This window comes from Streptomyces sp. NBC_01460 (genome assembly GCF_036227405.1).
GTDB lineage: Bacteria > Actinomycetota > Actinomycetes > Streptomycetales > Streptomycetaceae > Streptomyces.
Genome location: NZ_CP109473.1, coordinates 4,667,902 through 4,688,549, shown reverse-complemented (window position 1 = coordinate 4,688,549; position 20,648 = coordinate 4,667,902). Strand labels below are relative to the sequence as shown.

General features: G+C 71.1%; 19 protein-coding genes and 1 riboswitch. Of the genes, 9 read left to right on the top strand and 10 right to left on the bottom strand.

Annotated features, from left to right (window positions below; all coding sequences use genetic code 11):
- Positions 1-13: 13 nt before the first annotated feature.
- A complete protein-coding gene (locus OG488_RS21030) occupies positions 14-952 on the top strand; it encodes an SDR family NAD(P)-dependent oxidoreductase (protein ID WP_329238874.1) in 939 nt (312 codons plus the stop codon).
- Between the two features lie 136 nt (positions 953-1,088).
- Here the strand turns inward: OG488_RS21030 and groL are convergent, their stop codons facing one another.
- From groL to thrC, 4 genes are all read right to left on the bottom strand, one after another.
- Positions 1,089-2,711 carry a chaperonin GroEL gene (gene groL, locus OG488_RS21025; RefSeq protein WP_329231375.1) on the bottom strand — a complete coding sequence of 541 codons (1,623 nt, stop codon included), beginning with the start codon at positions 2,709-2,711 and terminating at the stop codon, positions 1,089-1,091.
- Between the two features lie 331 nt (positions 2,712-3,042).
- Positions 3,043-3,249: a cold-shock protein gene (locus OG488_RS21020; RefSeq protein WP_003967346.1), complete on the bottom strand. Its 207-nt coding sequence runs from the start codon at positions 3,247-3,249 to the stop codon at positions 3,043-3,045.
- A gap of 450 nt (positions 3,250-3,699) precedes the next feature.
- A complete protein-coding gene (locus OG488_RS21015) occupies positions 3,700-3,975 on the bottom strand; it encodes a MoaD/ThiS family protein (protein WP_329231372.1) in 276 nt (91 codons plus the stop codon).
- A gap of 28 nt (positions 3,976-4,003) precedes the next feature.
- Positions 4,004-5,302, bottom strand: a complete 1,299-nt coding sequence (thrC, locus tag OG488_RS21010) for a threonine synthase (RefSeq protein ID WP_329231370.1) — start codon at positions 5,300-5,302, stop codon at positions 4,004-4,006.
- An 18-nt stretch (positions 5,303-5,320) separates the two neighbouring features.
- Positions 5,321-5,448, bottom strand: a riboswitch (SAM riboswitch).
- Positions 5,449-5,601: 153 nt separating this feature from the next.
- Here thrC and OG488_RS21005 point away from each other — a divergent pair.
- Complete coding sequence (locus tag OG488_RS21005) at positions 5,602-6,552, top strand: glucosyl-3-phosphoglycerate synthase (protein WP_329238872.1); 951 nt, start codon at positions 5,602-5,604, stop codon at positions 6,550-6,552.
- A 69-nt stretch (positions 6,553-6,621) separates the two neighbouring features.
- Complete coding sequence (locus tag OG488_RS21000) at positions 6,622-8,013, top strand: alpha,alpha-trehalose-phosphate synthase (UDP-forming) (protein WP_329231368.1); 1,392 nt, start codon at positions 6,622-6,624, stop codon at positions 8,011-8,013.
- Here OG488_RS21000 and otsB read toward each other — a convergent pair.
- From otsB to OG488_RS20985, 3 genes are all read right to left on the bottom strand, one after another.
- Positions 8,000-8,848 carry a trehalose-phosphatase gene (otsB, locus tag OG488_RS20995; protein ID WP_329231367.1) on the bottom strand — a complete coding sequence of 283 codons (849 nt, stop codon included), beginning with the start codon at positions 8,846-8,848 and terminating at the stop codon, positions 8,000-8,002. The two genes, OG488_RS21000 and otsB, sit on opposite strands and share 14 nt — an antisense overlap.
- A gap of 73 nt (positions 8,849-8,921) precedes the next feature.
- Positions 8,922-9,182: a DUF3263 domain-containing protein gene (locus OG488_RS20990; RefSeq protein WP_329231365.1), complete on the bottom strand. Its 261-nt coding sequence runs from the start codon at positions 9,180-9,182 to the stop codon at positions 8,922-8,924.
- 14 nt (positions 9,183-9,196) lie between these two features.
- Positions 9,197-10,474 carry an ABC transporter substrate-binding protein gene (locus tag OG488_RS20985; protein ID WP_329231363.1) on the bottom strand — a complete coding sequence of 426 codons (1,278 nt, stop codon included), beginning with the start codon at positions 10,472-10,474 and terminating at the stop codon, positions 9,197-9,199.
- Positions 10,475-10,662: 188 nt separating this feature from the next.
- On the opposite strand from OG488_RS20985, the gene OG488_RS20980 reads away from it, so the two are divergent.
- The 3 genes from OG488_RS20980 to OG488_RS20970 all read left to right on the top strand — a co-directional run bounded on the left by OG488_RS20980 (position 10,663) and on the right by OG488_RS20970 (position 13,832).
- Entirely contained in the window at positions 10,663-11,595 is a 933-nt protein-coding gene (locus OG488_RS20980) for an ROK family protein (RefSeq protein ID WP_329231361.1), read from the top strand.
- Entirely contained in the window at positions 11,595-12,749 is a 1,155-nt protein-coding gene (nagA, locus tag OG488_RS20975; protein ID WP_329231359.1) for an N-acetylglucosamine-6-phosphate deacetylase, read from the top strand. The genes OG488_RS20980 and nagA overlap by 1 nt, the downstream gene beginning before the upstream one ends.
- Before the next feature lie 150 nt (positions 12,750-12,899).
- Positions 12,900-13,832, top strand: a complete 933-nt coding sequence (locus OG488_RS20970) for a 1-phosphofructokinase family hexose kinase (RefSeq protein WP_329231358.1) — start codon at positions 12,900-12,902, stop codon at positions 13,830-13,832.
- 73 nt (positions 13,833-13,905) lie between these two features.
- Here the strand turns inward: OG488_RS20970 and OG488_RS20965 are convergent, their stop codons facing one another.
- Together OG488_RS20965 and cdgB are read right to left on the bottom strand one after the other, a co-directional pair.
- Complete coding sequence (locus OG488_RS20965) at positions 13,906-14,901, bottom strand: carbohydrate-binding protein (protein ID WP_329231357.1); 996 nt, start codon at positions 14,899-14,901, stop codon at positions 13,906-13,908.
- 132 nt (positions 14,902-15,033) lie between these two features.
- The gene (cdgB, locus tag OG488_RS20960) at positions 15,034-16,686 is read right to left on the bottom strand and encodes a diguanylate cyclase CdgB (protein ID WP_329231355.1); all 1,653 of its coding nucleotides are present in this window, start codon (positions 16,684-16,686) and stop codon (positions 15,034-15,036) included.
- A 347-nt stretch (positions 16,687-17,033) separates the two neighbouring features.
- Here cdgB and OG488_RS20955 point away from each other — a divergent pair, with 347 nt between their 5' ends.
- Positions 17,034-17,540, top strand: a complete 507-nt coding sequence (locus tag OG488_RS20955; RefSeq protein WP_329231353.1) for a flavin reductase family protein — start codon at positions 17,034-17,036, stop codon at positions 17,538-17,540.
- Positions 17,541-17,740: 200 nt separating this feature from the next.
- Here the strand turns inward: OG488_RS20955 and arfB are convergent, their stop codons facing one another.
- Entirely contained in the window at positions 17,741-18,175 is a 435-nt protein-coding gene (gene arfB / locus OG488_RS20950) for an alternative ribosome rescue aminoacyl-tRNA hydrolase ArfB (protein ID WP_205018118.1), read from the bottom strand.
- A 172-nt stretch (positions 18,176-18,347) separates the two neighbouring features.
- Between arfB and OG488_RS20945 the strand changes: the two genes are divergently transcribed.
- Positions 18,348-18,923 carry a TerD family protein gene (locus OG488_RS20945; RefSeq protein WP_329231352.1) on the top strand — a complete coding sequence of 192 codons (576 nt, stop codon included), beginning with the start codon at positions 18,348-18,350 and terminating at the stop codon, positions 18,921-18,923.
- Between the two features lie 176 nt (positions 18,924-19,099).
- Positions 19,100-20,599 carry a hypothetical protein gene (locus OG488_RS20940; RefSeq protein WP_329231350.1) on the top strand — a complete coding sequence of 500 codons (1,500 nt, stop codon included), beginning with the start codon at positions 19,100-19,102 and terminating at the stop codon, positions 20,597-20,599.
- The last annotated feature ends 49 nt before the right edge of the window (positions 20,600-20,648 follow it).

Below are 20,648 nucleotides of genomic sequence, written 5' to 3'. Positions count from 1 at the left end.
CACCGGCGGCCCCCTGCAAGGAGCCCCCGTGGCCTGGAACGTACACAAGCCCCCGCGCGCCGACGGCACCACCGTGCTGGTGACCGGCGGCAACGCCGGCATCGGCTACTTCGTCGCCGAGCAGCTCGCCGCCGCCGGAGCAACCGTCATCATCGGCAGCCGCAACCCTGCGAAAGCCGCCGCCGCCGTGGAAGCCCTCACCGCCCGCGTCAGCGGGTCCCGTGTGCGGCACATACCCCTGGACCTGGCCGACCTCGCCTCCCTGAGGGCGTCCGCCGGCCGGCTGGACACCGACGCCCTGGACGCCGTGGTCCTCAACGCGGGCATCGCACTGGACGAACCGCCCCGCGAGCAGAACCACCACGGCCACGAACTCATGTTCGCCACCAACCACCTCGGCCACTTCGCCCTGGTGCACTGGCTGGCCCCCTGGCTGGAGGCGGCTCCGGCGGCCCGGATCATCACCATGGGCAGCTTCGCCGCCCGCTCCGAGCGCCTCGACCTCGACGACCTGCAATCCGTACGCGACTACGACCCCAAGCGCACCTACGGCCGCTCCAAACTCGCCCAGATGGCCTTCGCCCTCGAACTCGACCGCCGGCTGCGCGCCGCGGGCAGCACCTGCATGAGCGTGATCGCCCATCCCGGCGGCGCCCTGGACGCCCTCACCCCGCCCCGGCCCGGCATCCACCAGCGCTCCGGACCCCGACAACTCCTGGCCCTCCCCGCGAGAGCCCTTCTCCAGGGCAAGGACGCCGGCGCCTGGCCCGCCGTCCGGGCCACCCTCGACCCGGACGTCCGAGGCGGCCAGCTGTGGGGCCCCAGCAGGTTCGGCCTCAGCGGCAAGCCCCACCTCGAAACACCCCACCCCCACATGGCCGACCGGCCCACCGGCCAAGCCCTCTGGGCAGCGAGCACCCGACTGACCGGCGTGGCCCCCTTCACCCCCTGACGCTCCACAGCAGCGGTCGTCGATGGCGCGGAGCGGGGCGCCACGGCGCACGACGACGCCGGCCCCCGGGAAGGAATCCCGGGGGCCGGCGTCGTACAGGTACTGCGGGTACTGCCAGGAGCTGCTGATCCGAGGATCAGAAGTCCATGTCACCGCCCGGCATGCCGCCCGGAGCGGCCGCAGAGGCCTTCTCCGGCTTGTCGGCGATGACGGCCTCGGTGGTGAGGAAGAGCGCGGCGATGGACGCGGCGTTCTGCAGGGCGGAGCGCGTGACCTTCGCCGGGTCGATGATGCCCTCGGCGATCATGTCGACGTACTCGCCGGTCGCGGCGTTGAGGCCGTGACCGATCGGCAGGTTGCGCACCTTCTCGACGATGACGCCACCCTCGAGACCACCGTTGACGGCGATCTGCTTGAGCGGGGCCTCCAGCGCGAGCTTCACGGCGTTGGCGCCCGTGGCCTCGTCACCGGTCAGGTCGAGCTTCTCGAAGACGGCCGTGGCCTGGAGCAGAGCCACGCCACCACCGGCGACGATGCCCTCCTCGACGGCGGCCTTGGCGTTGCGCACCGCGTCCTCGATGCGGTGCTTGCGCTCCTTGAGCTCCACCTCGGTGGCGGCGCCGGCCTTGATGACGGCCACGCCGCCGGCCAGCTTCGCGAGACGCTCCTGGAGCTTCTCGCGGTCGTAGTCCGAGTCGGAGTTCTCGATCTCGGCGCGGATCTGCTTGACGCGACCCTGAACCTGGTCGCTGTCACCGCCGCCGTCGACGATCGTCGTCTCGTCCTTGGTGATGACGACCTTGCGGGCGGTGCCGAGCAGGTCCAGGCCGGCGTTCTCCAGCTTGAGACCGACCTCCTCGGAGATGACGGTGCCACCGGTGAGGATGGCGATGTCGCCGAGCATGGCCTTGCGGCGGTCACCGAAGCCCGGAGCCTTGACGGCGACGGACTTGAAGGTGCCACGGATCTTGTTGACGACCAGCGTCGACAGCGCCTCGCCCTCGACGTCCTCCGCGATGATCAGCAGGGGCTTGCCCGACTGCATGACCTTCTCGAGCAGCGGAAGGAGGTCCTTCACGTTGCTGATCTTGGAGTTGACGATGAGGATGTACGGGTCGTCGAACGACGACTCCATGCGCTCCATGTCGGTGGCGAAGTACGCCGAGATGTAGCCCTTGTCGAAGCGCATACCCTCGGTGAGCTCGAGCTCCAGACCGAAGGTCTGGGACTCCTCGACGGTGATGACGCCTTCCTTGCCGACCTTGTCCATCGCCTCGGCGATCTTGGCGCCGATCTCGGTGTCGGCAGCGGAGATGGAGGCCGTCGAAGCGATCTGCTCCTTGGTCTCCACGTCCTTCGCCTGCTCCAGCAGAGCGGCGGAGACGGCCTCGACGGCCTTCTCGATGCCACGCTTGAGAGCCATCGGGTTGGCACCCGCGGCGACGTTGCGCAGGCCCTCGCGGACGAGCGCCTGGGCGAGAACGGTGGCGGTGGTCGTACCGTCGCCGGCGACGTCGTCCGTCTTCTTGGCGACCTCCTTGACCAGCTCCGCACCGATCTTCTCGTACGGGTCCTCGAGCTCGATCTCCTTGGCGATGGAAACACCATCGTTGGTGATCGTGGGCGCGCCCCACTTCTTCTCGAGGACGACGTTACGGCCCTTGGGGCCGAGGGTGACCTTGACGGCGTCGGCGAGCTGGTTCATCCCGCGCTCGAGACCGCGCCGTGCCTCCTCGTCGAACGCGATGATCTTGGCCATGTGAAGTGGTCCTCCCGGACAGGGGTGGATTTCTCCGGACCGAGAGGCGCCCGCGACGGACGGCCAGCGTGCTCAGTGGTTCCTTGCCCCACTGGGCCTGCGGGCCTCACCGGCCCGGTCCAAGTTTCTGTCACTCTCACCTGGAGAGTGCTAACGCCAATGATTAGCACTCGACCCCTGCGAGTGCAAGCGTCGTCCTCGGGATGTGGACAACCACCGGGGGCGAACAGAGGAGCGACAGGGCAGGCCGGGGACGCACGAGAGGCCCGCACCCCGGTGGGGGTACGGACCTCTCGCGCGTGAGTAGTGTCGTTGGCCGACCGCGCCGAGCTCAGCCGACGGCGAGCTTGACCATGTCCGCCTGCGGCCCCTTCTGGCCCTGCGAGATCTCGAATTCAACTCGCTGACCCTCTTCGAGGGTGCGGTACCCGTCCATCTGGATCGCGCTGTAGTGGACGAAAACATCCGCACCACCGTCGACCGCGATGAAGCCGTACCCCTTCTCCGCGTTGAACCACTTGACGGTGCCCTGAGCCATGCCTAACTCCCCTATTACTGGCCCTTGCACGAGCACCGCACTTCGCGGGCCCGGGTCAGAACTCACCCTCCGACAGGAGAGGGTGGCGTGCGCCGGAACGCGTCGACCGCGGCCGAATGTATCTGCCCAACTGCCCTCTGCAACAGGTCAATCGGACGAGAATTCTGGGCGCACGCGAGCGCACGGATAGGCGGAATTCATGGGATTCCAGGGCAAGTCGGGCCTGACAAAGGCCACTTATGCCTCAAGGGGTTCACGTACTTTGGCTACTTCTTGTCGCGGCCAGGCGCATTCTCATATGCGGGCGGCGCGGGTAGCTGCGGGGACTTCCCCAACTGTACCGCGCTCAACCATGCAGAATGCCCCCCTCCGCTTCTCTCGCGGAGGGGGGCATTCTGCTCACTCTGTGGAACCGGGCGGCCGAGCCGGCCCGTATCGCGCCTGCGGCGGTCAGCCTCCGGCGACGGCCGGGATGATGGAGACGCCGGCGCCGTCCGGGGTGGCCGCGTCCAGACCGCCCTCGAAGCGCACGTCGTCGTCGTTGACGTACACGTTGACGAAGCGGCGCAGCTTGCCCTGGTCGTCGAGGACACGGGCGCCGATGCCCGGGTGGTTCTGCTCCAGGGACGCGATGACCTCGGAGAGGATCGCGCCCTCCGCCGAGACCTCGGCCTGACCGTCCGTGTAGGTGCGGAGGATGGTGGGGATACGGACCTTGACGCTCATGTGGGTGCCTTCCTTCGGTCTCGGGTGGTCAGTTGGCGGCGGCGAGGCCCGCGTCGCGGAACGCGTCCAGGCTGGGCCGGATCGTCGCCGACAGGCCGGTCGTGGGGGCGACCGCGTCGAGCGTCTTGAGGCCGTCACCGGTGTTCAGGACCACGGTTGTCAGCGTCGGGTCGAGCAGGCCGGCGTCGATCAGCTTCTTCGTGACGCCGACGGTCACACCGCCCGCGGTCTCCGCGAAGATGCCCTCGGTCCGGGCCAGCAGCTTGATCGCGTCGACGACCTGCTCGTCATTGACGTCCTCCACGGCACCGCCGGTGCGCCGGGCGATGTCCAGGACGTACGGGCCGTCGGCCGGGTTGCCGATCGCCAGGGACTTGGCGATGGTGTTCGGCTTCTGGGGCCGCACGACGTCGTGGCCGGCCTTGAAGGCGGTGGAGACCGGGGAGCAGCCCTCGGCCTGGGCACCGAAGATCTTGTACGGCTTGTCCTCGACGAGGCCGAGCTTGATCAGCTCCTGCAGACCCTTGTCGATCTTCGTGAGCTGCGAGCCGGACGCGATCGGGATGACGAGCTGGTCGGGCAGCTCCCAGCCGAGCTGCTCACAGATCTCGTACGCCAGGGTCTTGGAGCCCTCGCCGTAGTACGGCCGGAGGTTGACGTTGACGAAGCCCCAGCCCTCGCCGAGCGGGTCGCCGATGAGCTCCGAGCAGAAGCGGTTGACGTCGTCGTAATTGCCCTCGATGCCGACCAGCTCGCCGCCGTACACCGCGGCCATGACGACCTTGCCCTGCTCCAGGTCGTGCGGGATGAACACGCAGGAGCGGAAGCCGGCGCGAGCGGCGGCGGCACCCACCGCGCCGGCGAGGTTGCCGGTGGAGGAGCAGGAGAGTGTGGTGAATCCGAAGGCGCGGGCGGCCTCGACGGCGATGGCGACGACACGGTCCTTGAAGGAGTGCGTCGGGTTGCCGGAGTCGTCCTTGACGTACAGGCCGCCGGTCACACCCAGCTCGCGGGCGAGGTTGTCGGCCTTGACCAGCTTCGTGAAGCCGGGGTTGATGTTGGGCTTGTCCGCGACGTCGGAGGGGACCGGCAGCAGCGGCGCGTAGCGCCAGATGTTGTTCGGACCCTCGGCGATTCGCTTCTTCAGCTCTTCGGGGGAGCCGCTCGGCAGGTCGTACGCCACTTCGAGCGGCCCGAAACAGGACGCACAGGCGAAAATGGGTCCGAGCTCGAAACGCTCGCCGCACTCGCGGCAGGAAAGCGCCGCGGCGGGACCGAGGTCCACGGCGGAAGAATTGGTGTTCGCTGCAACTGTCTGCACGGCCATGATGGCGGAGGCCCTTTCTCCTCATCTTCCTTGCGACGTATTTCGCCACAAGACGGAATTGGCACCTTCCCCACCGTGACCTCGCGGTCGGCAGGAGGGTTGCCGGGACTTCAACGGGCCGTTCCCTCAGTCCCTCTGGATGAGCGCTATGGCACCGGACCATGGATCCGGGCGTTTATTCGCGGACCGACCCCGACATGCGAGGGTCATCCGCGTTGTTCAAGACTGTAACCGAAGCACCGGACGGTTGAGATAGACGTCCGAACCGCGAGATGGATCACATACAGGGAGTATCGACCGTGCTGGAAGAGGTGGAACGCTGGCTGACCAGGCGTTCCTGGTCGGCTGCCGACCGCCCGCTGGACCGCCTCACGGCAGCGCGGGCGACGGATCCGCACCGCGCGCGGGTGAGCGTCGTCCTGCCCGCGCTGGACGAGGAGGCGACGGTCGGGGCGATCGTCGCGGAGATCCGGCGCGAGCTGATGGAGAAGGTCCCGCTCGTCGACGAGCTGGTGGTGATCGACTCCGGATCCACCGACGCCACCGCCGAGGAGGCGCGCCGGGCCGGCGCCCGGGTCGTGCACCGCGACGCGATCCTCCCCCGGATCCCCGCCCTGCCGGGCAAGGGCGAGGTCCTGTGGCGCTCGCTGCTGGTGACCAGCGGCGAGATCGTCTGCTTCGTCGACGCGGACCTGAAGGACTTCTCCGCGGACTTCGTCTCCGGCATCGTCGGACCGCTGCTGACCGACCCCTCGGTGCACTTCGTCAAGGCCATGTACGACCGCCCGCTCGGCGACGCGGCAGGACAGGGCGGCCGGGTGACCGAGCTGGTGGCCCGCCCGCTGCTCAATCTGCACTGGCCGCGGCTGGCCGGCTTCGTCCAGCCGCTGGGCGGCGAGTACGCGGTGCGGCGCTCCCTGCTGGAGCGGCTCCCCTTCCCCGTCGGTTACGGAGTGGAGCTCGCCCTGCTCGTCGACGCGCTGCACACGGTCGGCCTGGACGCGCTGGCGCAGGTCGACGTCGGTGTCCGCAGGCACCGCCACCAGGACGGCCAGGCCCTCGGCCGGATGTCGGCCGCGATCTACCGCACGGCGCAGCTGCGGCTCTCCCGGGGACCGCTCGTACGGCCCGAGCTCGTCCAGTTCGAGCGAGGACCCGGCGGTTTCGTCCCGCGCACCCACGCGGTGGACACCGAGGAGCGGCCGCCGATGCGGGACATCGCGGAGTACGCCTCCCGGGACGCGGCGTGACGCTTCTCCCGCCCGGCTCCACACCCGCTTCACGTTTGGCGGCTTCCCGAACGGGCTAGGTTCGGGTACATGGTCTCCGAGCACGCTGCCCAGGTCCTCGTCGCGTCCAATCGCGGCCCGGTGTCGTACGCACGGCGGGAGGACGGCACGCTCGACTCGAAACGGGGCGGGGGCGGGCTGGTCTCCGGCCTCAGCGCCGTCGACGACAAGCTGTGGGTGTGCGCCGCCCTCAGCGACGGCGACCGCGAGGCGGTGCGGCGCGGGGTGTCCGAGCCCGGCGTCCGGATGCTCGACATCGACGCGGAGGTCCACGCGGACGCGTACAACGGCATCGCGAACTCGGTGCTCTGGTTCGTCCACCACATGATCTACCAGACGCCGGTGGAGCCCGTCTTCGACGCGGAGTTCCGCCGCCAGTGGGCCTCCTACGAGGCGTACAACCGGGCCTTCGCCGAGGCGCTCGCCGAGGAGGCGGCCGAGGGCGCCGCCGTCCTCGTGCAGGACTACCACCTCTCGCTGGTCCCCGGCATCCTGCGCGAGCTCCGCCCCGACCTGCGGATCGGCCACTTCTCGCACACCCCCTGGGCGCCCGTCGACTACTTCCGGCTGCTTCCCGACGACATCGGCGAGCAGCTGCTCAAGGGCATCCTGGGTGCCGACCGCGCCGCGTTCCTGACCCGCCGCTGGGCCGACGCCTTCATCAGCTGCTGCACGGAGATCCTCGGCGGCACCGGCCACACCCGGATCGGGGTGCACGGACTGGGCGCCGACGCGGACTTCCTGCGCCGCCGCTCCCGCGAGGACGACGTGGACGAGCGCATGGAGATCCTCCGGGGCCAGGTGGGCGCGGACCGGCGCACGATCGTGCGGGTGGACCGCACCGAGCTCTCCAAGAACATCGTCCGCGGTCTGCACGCCTACCGGGCCCTCCTGGAGGAGCGCCCCGAGTGGCGCGAGCGCGTGGTGCACGTCGCCTTCGCCTACCCCTCACGGCAGGACCTCTCGGTCTACCGCGACTACACGGCCGAGGTCCAGCGGGTCGCCGACAGCATCAACGCGGAGTACGGCACGAAGGGCTGGACCCCGGTCCTGCTCCACGTCGACGACGACTTCGCCCGCTCCCTGGCGGCGTACCGGCTGGCGGACGTGGCGCTGGTCAACCCGATCCGCGACGGCATGAACCTGGTCGCCAAGGAGGTCCCGGTCGTCTCCGACCACGGCGTCGCGCTCGTGCTGTCCCGCGAGGCGGGGGCCTACGAGGAGCTGGGCGAGGACGCGATCGTGGTCAACCCGTACGACGTGTCGGCCACGGCGGCGGCGCTGCACGAGGCGCTGACGATGGACGCCGACGAGCGGGGCGCCCGCACGAAGCGCCTGGCCGCCGCCGCGACGGCGCTCCCGCCGCAGCAGTGGTTCCTGGACCAGCTGGACGCGCTGCGGGACGCCCCTAGCCCTGGGTGAGGTGCTGGGCGAGGGAGTGGAGCAGGTCCGCCACCGCTGCCGGGCCCGGGAGCACCAGGTCGGCGCGCTCGGCGAGTTCGGGGACCTCGGTGCCGCTGCAGACGAGCAGGCCCGCGACGCCCTCGGTGCGGAGCTTCTCGACGGCGGCGTACGCGGCGAGGTCGCCGAGGTCGTCACCGGCGTACAGCACCGCCTCGGCGCCGACCTCCTTCACGTAGCCCTCCAGCGCCACGCCCTTGTCCATGCCGGACGGGCGCAGCTCCAGGACCAGCCGACCCGGTTCGACGATCAGGCCGTGGCGCGCGGCGAGGCCGGCCAGCGGGGCGCGCAGGGCCTCGAAGGCGGCCTGCGGGTCGGCGGCGCGGCGGGTGTGCACGGCGACCGCGCGGCCCTTCTCCTCGATCCAGGTGCCGCTGTCGGCGCCCGCCTCCGCCAGCACGGCGGGGAGCTCCGCCCGGACGGCTTCGACGCCGGGGTCCTGGGCGGGGGCGTGGGCGGACCCGGTGGCGGCGTCCCAGCGTTCGGCGCCGTAGTGCCCGAGGACGACGAGGCGGTCCAGGCCACGCGCCCCGGCGAAGCCGCCGTACCGCACGGCGGTGTAGGCCGGCCGGCCGGTGATCACGGCGACCGCGGCGACCCGGGGGGCGAGCGCGGAGAGGGCCGGAACCACCCGGGGGTCGGCGCGCGACTGCTCCGGGTCCGGGACGATGTCGGCGAGCGTGCCGTCGAAGTCCAGCGCGACCACCGCGCGGCCGGGGCGGGCGAGGAGTGCGGCGAGGCCTTCGCGGCCGGCCTGGGTGGACGGGGACGGGAGGGGGTGTGCCGGGTTGCCCATGCGGGTGAGCGTAGCGGGCGGGCCGCCCGGCCGCGCGGCTTCCCGCCCCGGGGCACCGGCCCCGGACAGGGCCTCAGCGGCGGCCGCGCCTCGCTTCGCGGACCCGGCGCAGGCGGTTGACCGTGACCGGGTCCTCCTCCAGCGCGCGGCGGTCGTCCAGGAGTGCGTTGAGCAGCTGGTAGTAGCGGACCGGTGAGATGCCCAGCTCCTCCCGGATCGCCCGCTCCTTGGCGCCGGGGCCCGCCCAGGAGCGCCGCTCCAGGGCCAGGACCGCACGGTCCTGGCCGGAGAGCGGGGCGGTGGGGTCAGCGGGGTCGGGCGGGCCGGCGGTCATGCCGACCAACCTACCTACTCCGCGCTCTCCGCCTGCCGGGCCTTGGCCGCGATCTCCACGAGCACGCCCTCCGGGTTGCCGCCGGGCTCGACCGCGGAGCCGATCCTCTCCTTGACCGTCTCGCTGACCTGCGCCCACGACGTCTTGCCGAAGGGGGGCAGCTGCGAGTTCGGCAGCGCCGTCAGGAACGCGTGGAGCGACTTGTGCTTGCTGTCGGCCTCCATCGCGGCGGACGCGCTGCTGGTCACGGGGAGCAGGTCGTACTGGTCGGCGAAGGCCGTCACGTTGTCGTCCTTGTAGGCGAAGTCGAGGAACTTGCCTATCTGCGTCCGGTGGCCGTTCTGCTTGAAGCCCATCATCCAGTCGGCCACGCCCATGGAGCCCTTGGTCGGCCCGTCCACCCCGGGCAGCGGGACCATGCCGACGTCGACGCCGTTCTTCTCGGCCTCCTGCATCAGGGTCGGGTGGCCGTTGAGCATGCCGACCTCACCCTTGGTGAACGCGTCGAAGGCCTTCGCCCGGTCGAGCTTCGCGGGGGCGACTGGGCCGGTGAGGCCCTTGCCGACGAGGTTGTTCGTCAGCCAGCGGAAGGTCGCGATGTTGGCCGGGGAGTCGATGTCGTAGTTGCCGACCTCGTCCGTGTAGCCGCCGCCCCCGCTGAGCAGCCACATCAGGGTCTCGGCCTGGGACTCCTCCTGGCCGAGCGGCAGGGCGAAGGGGTACGTGACGCCGCGCTGCTTCAGCGTGGTGGCGTCGGCCTGGATGTCGTCCCAGGTCTGCGGGGCGCCGAGGCCCGCCTTGGCGAAGAGGTCCTTGTTGTAGAAGAGGAGCCGGGTGCTGGCCACGAACGGCAGGCCGTACAGGTTGCCGTCGACCTGGCCCGCGTCGGTGAGCGAGGGAAGGAAGTTGGACCCGGTGCGGATGGCTATCATCTCGTCGGCCGTGTAGAGCTTGCCCGCCTCGGCGTAGTCGGCGTACGCCCCGATCTGCGCGATGTCGGGGGCCTTTCCGGCCTTCACCATCTCGGCGACCTTGCGGTCGACGTCCTTCCAGGAGTAGACGCTGACCTCGACCTTGATGCCGGGGTTGTCCTCCTCGAACTTCCCGGCGACGTCGTCCCAGTACTTCTGGGAGCTGTTCTCCGCACCGGTGCCGTAGTCGGCCGCGACCATCCGCAGGGTGACGTCGCCGGAACCGGTGTCCGAACCACACCCCGACAACGCCGCCGTCATACCGAGTGCGGCCACCGCCGCGGTCAGACCCACAAAGCGCCGCTGCACAGCCCTGTCCATCCCTACATTGTCCGACGTGGATGTCATCGCTCCGGCGATGAACCCGCGATCCTGCCTCACGTCCGCACGGAGGTCTACACCACCGGTGTATCGATTCGGCAATCTAGCAGGGCCGTTTTGTATGGGTGCTCAACAAACCTCGATAGTGGACTAGACCTTTTAGGGGTCGACGGGCGAAACTGTCTTCCGTGAGACACGTCATCGCCCTCGATGTGGGCGGCACAGGAATGAAGGCCGCTCTGGTCGGGGCCGACGGCACCCTGCTCCACGAGGCGCGCCGGGCCACCGGCAGGGACCGCGGCGCCGAGGCAGTCGTGGAGACGATCCTGGGCTTCGCCGCGGATCTGTACGCCTACGGCGAGGAGCACCTCGGCGAAGGCGCCGTGGCCGCCGGGGTCGCCGTGCCCGGCATCATCGACGCGGAACGCGGGATCGCCGTCTACGCCGCCAACCTGGGCTGGCGCGACGTGCCCCTGCGGAAGCTGCTCGGCGAACGGCTCGGCGGCATCCCCGTCGCGCTCGGCCACGACGTCAGGACCGGCGGCCTCGCCGAGGGACGGATCGGGGCCGGCCGGGGCGCGGACCGCTTCCTGTTCGTGCCCCTGGGCACCGGGATCGCCGGCGCCATAGGCATCGCGGGCACCATCGAGGCGGGCGCCCACGGCTACGCGGGCGAGATCGGCCACGTCGTGGTCCGGCCGGACGGCCCGGACTGCGGCTGCGGGCAGCGCGGCTGCCTGGAGACCCTCGCCTCGGCCTCCGCCGTCTCCCGGGCCTGGGCCACCGCGTCCGGCGACCCCGATGCGGACGCCGCGGACTGCGCGAAGGCCGTCGCCTCCGGCGACCCGGCCGCCCTGCGCGTCTGGGCGGACGCCGTCGACGCGCTCGCCGCGGGCCTGGTCACCGCCCTCACTCTGCTGGACCCCCGCACGCTCATCATCGGTGGCGGTCTTGCCGAGGCAGGGGAAACCTTGTTCACACCACTGCGTGCGGCTGTCGAGGAACGGGTCACGTTCCAGAAGCTGCCTCACATCGTCCCGGCGGCCCTCGGGGACACCGCCGGATGCCTGGGCGCAGGGCTGCTCGCCTGGGATCTACTCTCCACGGAGGTATCCGCCTGATGGCCGGACGCGCAGACAGCACGGTTCTCGCAGGTGCCCGGGTGGTGCTTCCCACCGGGACCGTCGAGAACGGCCGGGTGATCGTCGAGGGCACCCGGATCGCCGGCAGCACGCCGGAGGGCGCCCGGACCGTCGACCTCTCGGGCCACTGGGTGGTCCCCGGATTCGTGGACATGCACAACCACGGCGGCGGCGGCGCGTCCTTCGCCACCGGCACCGCCGAGGACGTCCTGGCCGGAGTACGGACGCACCGCGAGCACGGCACGACGACCGTCGTCGCCTCCACCGTCACCGGCGAGATGGACTTCCTGGCCCGACAGGCGGGGATCCTCTCCGAGCTGGTCGAACAGGGCGAGCTCGCCGGGATCCACTTCGAGGGCCCCTTCATCTCCCCGTGCCGCAAGGGCGCCCACAGCGAGGGGCTGCTCCGCGACCCCGACCCCGCCGAGGTCCGCAAGCTCCTCGACGCGGCGCGCGGCAGCGCCAGGATGGTCACCCTCGCCACCGAACTCCCGGGCGGCATCGAGTCCGTACGGCTGCTCGCCGAGCACGGAGTGATCGCCGCCGTCGGCCACACGGATGCGACGTACGAGCAGACCGTCGAGGCGATCGACGCGGGCGCCACCGTCGCCACGCACCTCTTCAACGCGATGCCCGCCCTCGGCCACCGCGCCCCGGGCCCCATCGCGGCGCTCCTGGAGGACGAGCGCGTCACCGTCGAGCTGATCAACGACGGCACGCACCTGCACCACGCCGCCCTGGAACTCGCCTACCACCACGCGGGCGCCGACCGGGTCGCGCTGATCACCGACGCCATGGACGCGGCCGGTGCCGGCGACGGCCACTACGAGCTCGGACCGCTCGCGGTCGAGGTCAAGGACGGCGTCGCGCGTCTGGTCGAGGGCGGCTCGATCGCGGGCTCCACCCTCACCCTGGACACCGCGTTCCGCAGGTCCGTGACGATCGACAGGATCCCCGTCGACGACGTCGTCCGGTCCATCTCCGCCAACCCGGCCCGGCTCCTCGGCCTGTACGACAGGGTCGGCTCGCTCGACCCGGGCAAGGACGCCGACCTGGTGGTCCTCGACGCGGACTTCGGGCTCAAGGGCGTCATGCGCCGGGGCGAGTGGATCGTGAAGCCCGCCGCCGTCTGACGGGCAGCCGGCGAGAGAACACGTAACGAAGAGACGGCGGTTGTCCCGGGCATCTGGGACGGCCGCCGCCTCTTTGGCATGATCACCAGGGGCCGCGCCGCAGGGAGACGGCGCGGGAGCGGACCACTAAGGAACCGGGGGCCGGTACAGGTGATACTGACCGTCACGCTGAACACGGCACTCGACCTGACCTATGCCGTCCCCGCACTGGTCCCGCACCGCAGCCACCGCGTCCACGACGTGACCGAACGCCCCGGCGGCAAGGGCGTCAACGTGGCCAGGGTGCTCGCCGCGCTCGGCCACGACACCGTGGTCACCGGCTTCGCCGGCGGCGCCACCGGGGCCGTCGTGCGCGAACTCCTCGGCTCGCTCCCCCACCGCCCCACGGACGCCCTGGTGACCGTCGCGGGGAACACCCGCCGCACCCTCGCGGTCGTCGACCGCTCCACCGGCGACACCACCCAGCTCAACGAGCCGGGCCCGCACATAGGCGCGGACGAATGGGCGGCCTTCCTCGGGACCTTCGGGGAACTGCTCCCCGGCGCCTCGGCGGTCGCCCTCTGCGGCAGCCTGCCGCCCGGCATCCACGTCGGCGCGTACGCGGAGCTGGTCCGCCTCGCCCGCTCGGCCGGCGTACCCGTACTCCTGGACACCGACGGCGAGCCCCTGCGCCGTGGCATCGCCGCCCGCCCCGACCTCGTCAAGCCGAACGCCGACGAACTCGCCCGGCTCACCGGCGCCCGCGAACCCCTGCGCGCCACCCGCGACGCCCGACGCCGGGGCGCGCGCAGCGTCGTCGCCTCGCTCGGCGCCGACGGGCTCCTCGCCGTCACCCCGGACGGCACCTGGAAGGCCGCGCCGCCCTCTCCCGTGCGGGGCAACCCGACGGGCGCCGGGGACTCCGCGGTGGCCGGGCTGCTCTCCGCCCTGGCCGAGGGCCTGGACTGGCGGGACCGGCTGGCGCGCGCGGTGGCCCTGTCGACGGCGACCGTGCTGGCGCCCGCCGCCGGGGAGTTCGACCGCGCGGCCTACGAGGACCTGCTGGGGCGCGTCACCGTCGAGGAGCACGCACCAGCCGCCTGACCGGCCCGGACAACACCGCGTCCCGGCTCGCTGGGCGATGACCGGGACGACGGTGGAGCTGGATTCCTGCGGGCTAGTCCTTGACGTGACCCGACTTCAGCGACAGCTGGTCGAGGTTGGCGTCGCACGAGTCGCCCTCGTTGCACGAGAGCATCAGCGTGTTCGACCCCTTCTCGAGCTGGACGTACGCGAACGTCCTGGTCCAGCCCTTCTCCAGATCACCCTCCGCGGCGTGCGCAAAGTTCGTCATGTTGATGGACCGGGGCGCCTCGGCGTTGACGGTCAGGGACGTCTTGGCGTCCCTGCCCGGCACGCCGTACGTCACGAACAGCGTGTACGCGCCGCTGCGGGGCACGTCGACCGTCCAGGTCGCCGACCGGCCGACCTCGTTGAGGCTGATGTACTGGCCGTTGGCGCTCTTGGCGCCCTTGACCGTGTTGTCCAGCGAGGCCGTACCGCCGAGCGTCAGCGTCGCCGCGTCCTGCTCGGGCAGGTCGACGGGCTTCTTCGACGGCTTCGTGGACTTCTCCGGCTTCGGGGACTCCTGGACCTCGTCGGCCGGACCCGCCGACGAACCGGCCTCGTCCTTCTTGCCGTCGCTGTCGTCACCCGTCATCAGGGCGGCGCCGATGCCGATGAGTACGACCGCGACCACGGCGACCGCCGCGATCAGCAGCGCCTTCGTGTTGGGTCCGCCACGGCCGGGACCGCCGTTCCGGCCGCCGCCGCCCGGCACCGACCCGTGCTGCGCGGTCACCGCGCCGCCGGGGTAGGTCTCCGGGGCCGCGTACTGCGGGTTCGGCCGGCCGTACTGCTGGGGCTGCTGGCCGTACTGCGGCGGGGCCTGCTGCCCGTAGGCCTGCTGCGGGACCTGCCCGTACTGGCGCTCGCCGACCGTCCGCACCTGGTTGTACGACGTCCTGGGCACACCGGGCTGCGCGGCCGGACCGGGGTAGCCGTAACCACTCTGCCCGGGCGGCTGTGCGCCTGCCGCCCGCCCGTCCTCGTACAGATAGCCGAACGGATCGTCGTCCTCGGGCTTGCTCGCGCCGTTGTTTCCGGCCGTCATCCCTGGGTCACTCCTCACCATGTCGCCAGCCGTCGCCGACCGGCCGAGCCTACCCCGAACGGAGCACGCGTCGAATTGCCCTCGGTCCCCCGGAAAACCGGGCGGTGCACGGGAACAGCCAGGGCGTGAACGTCAGCCGGCTCTGCGGTGAACCTTCGACCGGGACCGCTTCTCCACGTACATCCGCTGGTCGGCGGAGTGCAGGACCTCTTCCTCGGTCATGCCGCACTCGGCCCAGCCGATACCGAAACTCGCCCCGACCCTGACTGCCCGGCCGTCCACCCGGATGGGCGGAATGATGGCGTTACGCAAGCGTACGGCCAGATCCGCGGCATCTGCCGCCCCGAGGCCGTCCGCGAGGACGACGAATTCGTCACCCCCGAGCCGCGCGACCGTGTCACCGTCCCGTACGCAGGTCGTGAGCCGCCTGGCGACCTCGATGAGAACCGCGTCACCCGCGTGGTGCCCGAAGCGGTCATTGATGGACTTGAAGCCGTCGAGGTCGCAGAAGAGCACCGCGAGCCCCTTCGTCCCGTCGTCGCGGTCCGGGTCGGGAGCCACGACGTGCACATGGTGGTCGTAGGGGCCGACGCCCGGCGCGACCTCGCCCTCGTAGCCGTCCGCCCGGTAGCCGTGCACCGCGCTCTCGACGTCCCCGTACGCCGCGTCCAGCGCCTCGATCGCGGAGGAGGTGACGGAGTGAGGCCTCTCACACAGCCGCGCGCCGAGCCGGGAACGCAGCTCGGCACTGTTGGGCAGGCCGGTGAGCGCGTCGTGCGAGGCACGGTGCGCGAGGTTCAGCTCGTTGCGCTTGCGCTCCTCGATGTCCTCGACGTGGGTGAGCAGGAAGCGCGGGCCGTCGGTGGTGTCGGCGACGACGGAGTTGCGCAGCGAGACCCAGAGGTACGTGCCGTCCCGGCGCCCGAGCCGCAGCTCCGCGCGTCCCCCCTCGGCGGAGGTGCGGAGCAGGGTGCCGATGTCCTCGGGGTGGACGAGGTCGGCGAACGAGTAGCGGCGCAGGACGGAGGCGGGGCGCCCCAGGAGCCGGCAGAGCGCGTCGTTGGTGCGCAGCAGCCTGCCGTGCTGGTCGCCGCCCATCTCGGCGATGGCCATGCCGCTGGGGGCGTACTCGAAGGCCTGGCGGAAGGATTCCTCACTGGCCCGCAGCGCCTGCTGTTCGCGCTCCAGCCTCACCAGTGCACGCTGCATGTTTGCTCGGAGGCGAGCGTTACTGATCGCAATGGCCGCCTGGGAGGCGTACATCTGGAGGGCCTCACGGCCCCAGGCGCCGGGGCGGCGGCCGTTGCGCGGCCTGTCGACCGATATGACCCCCAGGAGGTCCAGACCTCCACCGGAGGCGTACATGGGGGCATAGAGGCGGTCCAGGGGGTGCCATTCGTCCTCGAAGCGGGGCTCCGGGCCCTCGGTGTGCCACTGGGGGACGTCGTCGTCGAGGAGCACCCAGCCCTCGGTGTGGGGTATGAACCGGAGCTCGTCCCACGCCTCGCCCATCGAGAGCCTGCGCTCCCAGGACCCACGGGAGCCGACACGGCCGGTGATCAGGGATTCCGCGGCGCTGTTGCCGGCGAACGCGGCGACCACGAGGTCACCGTCGGGGCGGACGACGTTCACGCAGCCCAGCTCGTAGCCGAGGCCGGTGACGATGCCGTCGGCCACGGACTGCAGCGTGTCCGCCAGGCTCCGTGCCGTGTTGAGATCAGCGACGGCCTGGTGCAGCTGCCGCATGGTCGCAAGACGGACGTACGGCTCCGACTCGGCCTCCATTGCTCGCACTCCCTGAGACCTCGACAGCAACTCCAGGTTTCATATCGACGTACTTGTTGCACTGTCACGGCCACTGAATCACAGTGAGCTGTGCACCCGGTACACAGGGTCAACAAATATTGCTCTCTGTGACTCAAGTCACAACAGATGGTAAAGGCCGCTCGAAAGGCCTCCAGGGGCTGGTGTTGTTCACCGAACGCAAACCGGGACGCCTGGTTCCCGGGTCCTAGGACCCGGCTGGTCCCCTGGCCCGATGCGACGGCGCGCCTCGCGGCACTAGCGTGCCCGGTGTGCTGCAGAAGACTCCCCCCGCCCCGCGCCCCGAAGCCGTCCCCCATGCTGAAGGGGTGAGCAACGACGAATTCCGCGCCGCCCTGTCCCGCCTGGCCGCGGGCGTGGTGCTGATCACCGCCCAGGAGCCCCCGCTCGACGAGCACGGGCGGGGCGAGGACGTCGGGATGACGGCGACCGCCTTCATGTCCGTCTCGCTGGACCCCCCGCTGGTCATGGTGAGCCTGCGCAACGACTCCCGGATGGACGACCTGCTGGCCGAGCAGCCGCTGTGGGCGGTCTCGGTGCTGACGGAGAGTCAGCGCACCATCGCCGGGCGGTTCGCCATGAAGGGCCGGATCAGCGACCGGCTGCTGTTCGAGGACATCCCCTACCTGCGGGGCGAGATCACCGGCGCACCCCTGGTGGGCGGCGCGCTGACCACCCTGGAGTGCCGGACCGAGCAGCGCGTCCTGGCCGGGGACCACACGCTGGTGATCGGCCGGGTCCTGACGGCGACCCTGCCCAGCGCGGACGGCGAGCCGCTGACGTACTACAAGGGGCGCTACCGGCAGTTGGGCTGACCCACGGATCCCCGCGCCGACCTCGGGTGGGGCGGCCGGCGGGGTGGAGCGACTGACAGGGGTTGAACGGCCGACGCAGGTGGAGCGGCCGACGCAGGTCGGGCGGCTGACGCAGGTCGGGCGGCTGACGCAGGTCGGGCGGCTGACGCAGGTCGGGCGGCTGACGCAGGTCGGGCGGCTGACGCAGGTCGGGCGCTCCGCTACCAGTCGCGTCCCGAGCGCCCGCGCTTCGTGTCGCCGCGCTGCTTCTTCTCCCGCAGGCGCCGCTCGTTGATGCCGCGCGGGATCTTCTTCTTCAGGCGCGGCTTGGGAGGCGGCGCCGTGGCCTCCGCCAGCAGTGCGGCGAGCCGCACGGCGGCCGTCTCGCGGTTGCGCCACTGGGAGCGGTGCTCCGACGCGCGCACGGACACCACACCGCCGACCAGCCGGCTCGCCAGCCGCTCCAGGGCCCTGGCCTTCCACACCTCGGGCAGGGACTCGGTCGCCGCGAGGTCGAAGCGGAGCTCCACCTGGGAGTCGCTCGTGTTGACGTGCTGCCCGCCCGGCCCGGAGGACCGCGAGAAACGCCACATGAGCTCGGCCTCCGGCAGGGAGACCGAACCGCGGATGACATAGGGCCCGGACATGACACCCATGTTCCCTGGCGTACGACCGGTTCGTCACCTTGTTTTGCGAGCGTTCGCCCAGAAGTTCGGCAAAGAAAGTAAAGCGAGCAGGAACCTCGTGGTCTCTTGTCTGCGTTAGGACGGGTGACGGTAGCTTTCGTGATGGCACGAAGCCCGCACATGACGAGGAAAGGGACTTCCCATGGCTGTAAGCCTGTCCAAGGGCGGCAACGTCTCGCTCACCAAGGAGGCCCCGGGCCTGACCGCCGTCACGGTCGGCCTCGGCTGGGACGTCCGCACCACCACCGGCACCGACTTCGACCTCGACGCCTCGGCGATCGCGGTCAACAACGCCGGCAAGGTCTACTCCGACGGCCACTTCGTCTTCTTCAACAACAAGGCGACGCCGGACCAGACCATCGTCCACACCGGTGACAACGTCACCGGCCAGGGCGAGGGCGACGACGAGCAGATCAACGTCAACCTCGCGGGCCTCCCGGCGGACATCGACAAGATCGTCTTCCCGGTCTCCATCTACGACGCCGAGACGCGCAGCCAGAACTTCGGCCAGGTGCGGAACGCCTTCATCCGCATCATCAACCAGGCCGGCGGCACCGAGATCGCCCGCTACGACCTGAGCGAGGACGCCGCCACCGAGACCGCCATGGTCTTCGGCGAGCTCTACCGCAACGGCGCCGAGTGGAAGTTCCGCGCGGTCGGCCAGGGCTACGCCTCGGGCCTGCGCGGCATCGCCCAGGACTTCGGCGTCAACCTCTGACGTCAGGCTTTCCCCCCGGGAGCCCCCGCCCGACTCCGGTCGGACGGGGGCTCCCGTGCGTCCGTTCCGTCCGCGCGGTCCTCACCGGTCGGGCCAGGTCCGCGGAGGGGCGTGGCCGGTAAGATCACGGCCCGGCAGGCCCGACGGGGCCGGTCGACACACGGGGGGTGTGACACATGCCTACGCCTGAAGACATCTGGGCGGACGCCGATCTGCCTGCGCGTCGCCTCGCCGGCGTCGCTCTGAATCCGTCCTCGCCGGACGACGTCCTGCTGCGGCTGCTCGCCGACGGTCCGGAGGCGGTGCGGATGGTGCTGTGCCGGGACCGCATCCTCCCCGACGCCGTCGTCGAGGCCGTGCTCCAGCACCCCGACACCCGGACCCGCTCGTTCTTCGCCCGCAACCCACACGCCGATCCCGCGCAACGGGCGCGGCTGGTGGACGATCCGGAATGGTTCGTCCGCGCGCACCTCGTCCAGCCTCCGCGGCTGCCTCACGGCGGCCCGCACCGGCCGCTGCCCGACGAGACCGTCGTACGGATGCTCAGCACGTACGACAACGACACCCTCGACCACAGCCTCTACCAGCAGATCTCCCCCGGCTTGCGCCGGGCCATGCCCACGCATCCGGTCGCGGAGGTCCGCGCCCTGGGGGTCGGCGAGTGGGGTCTGCTGACCGCCGGAACACGGGCCGCGCTGCTGGCGGACCCCGACGACGAGGTCAGGGACCGTGCGGAGAGACACGCACGTCTCGAGGACCCGGCGTGGGTGGAGCGCGCACTGCCCGACCGGCCGTGCCACGCGCGCTGGGACCTGCTGATGAACCAGGCCCTCAGCAGAACCGTCGTGGACGGCGTCCTCACCGCTCCGGTCTCCGAGGGAGAGCGGGCGGCGATCGCCGGCAACCCCAGCCTGCCGGCCGACGTGGTGGTCCTCCTGGCCACCGATCCGGACCCGGAGGTGCGCGCGAAGATCGCCGGCCGTGCGGACCTCGGCCCCGCCGAACGCCGCGCGCTCGCCGTGGACCCCGACCCTGAAGTCCGGCTGACCCTGTCCGTGCACCCCGAGCTGACCGAGGAGGAGCGGGCCGCGATCGACTACGCGATCCCGGTGAACGACTACTTCGACGTGCTGCCAGGGCGGCCCTCCGTGCCCCGGGACCCCCAGGACGTCCGCCGGGACGCGACCTCCGGCCACCCCTTTCTGCGCCAGCGGGCGGCCCAGGACCAGTTCCTGCCGCCCGACCTCATGGAACGCCTGGCCGCCGACGACGATCTCGGCGTACGCGTCCTGCTGGCACAGCACCATCCGGACGCCCCGGGGCCCCTGCTGCTGCGCAGCTTCCTGGAGTACGAGGGCCCCGGGCGGGCGCACCTCACCACCCGGCCGAACTTCCCCACCGCCGGGCTGTCCGCCTTCGCCGACCACGCCGACCCCGAGGTCCGCGCCCTGGCCGCCCGCGACCCCCACACCGCACCGGCGACCGTGGAGCGGCTCACAAGGGACCCGGACCCGGCCGTGCGAGCCGCGCTGGCACGCCACCCGAATCTTCCGCCGCTCCGGCTGTCGGAGCTCCTCGACGACGAGGAGCTGGCCCACGCGGCCGCGGCGAACCCGGCTCTGGGCTCCGAGGTCATGCACCAGCTGCTGGCTACGCGCGGACAGCGGCACGCGTAACCCTCCGTCAGGAGTCGGGCCCGCGACCGCCGGACCGGCAAGAACTGGT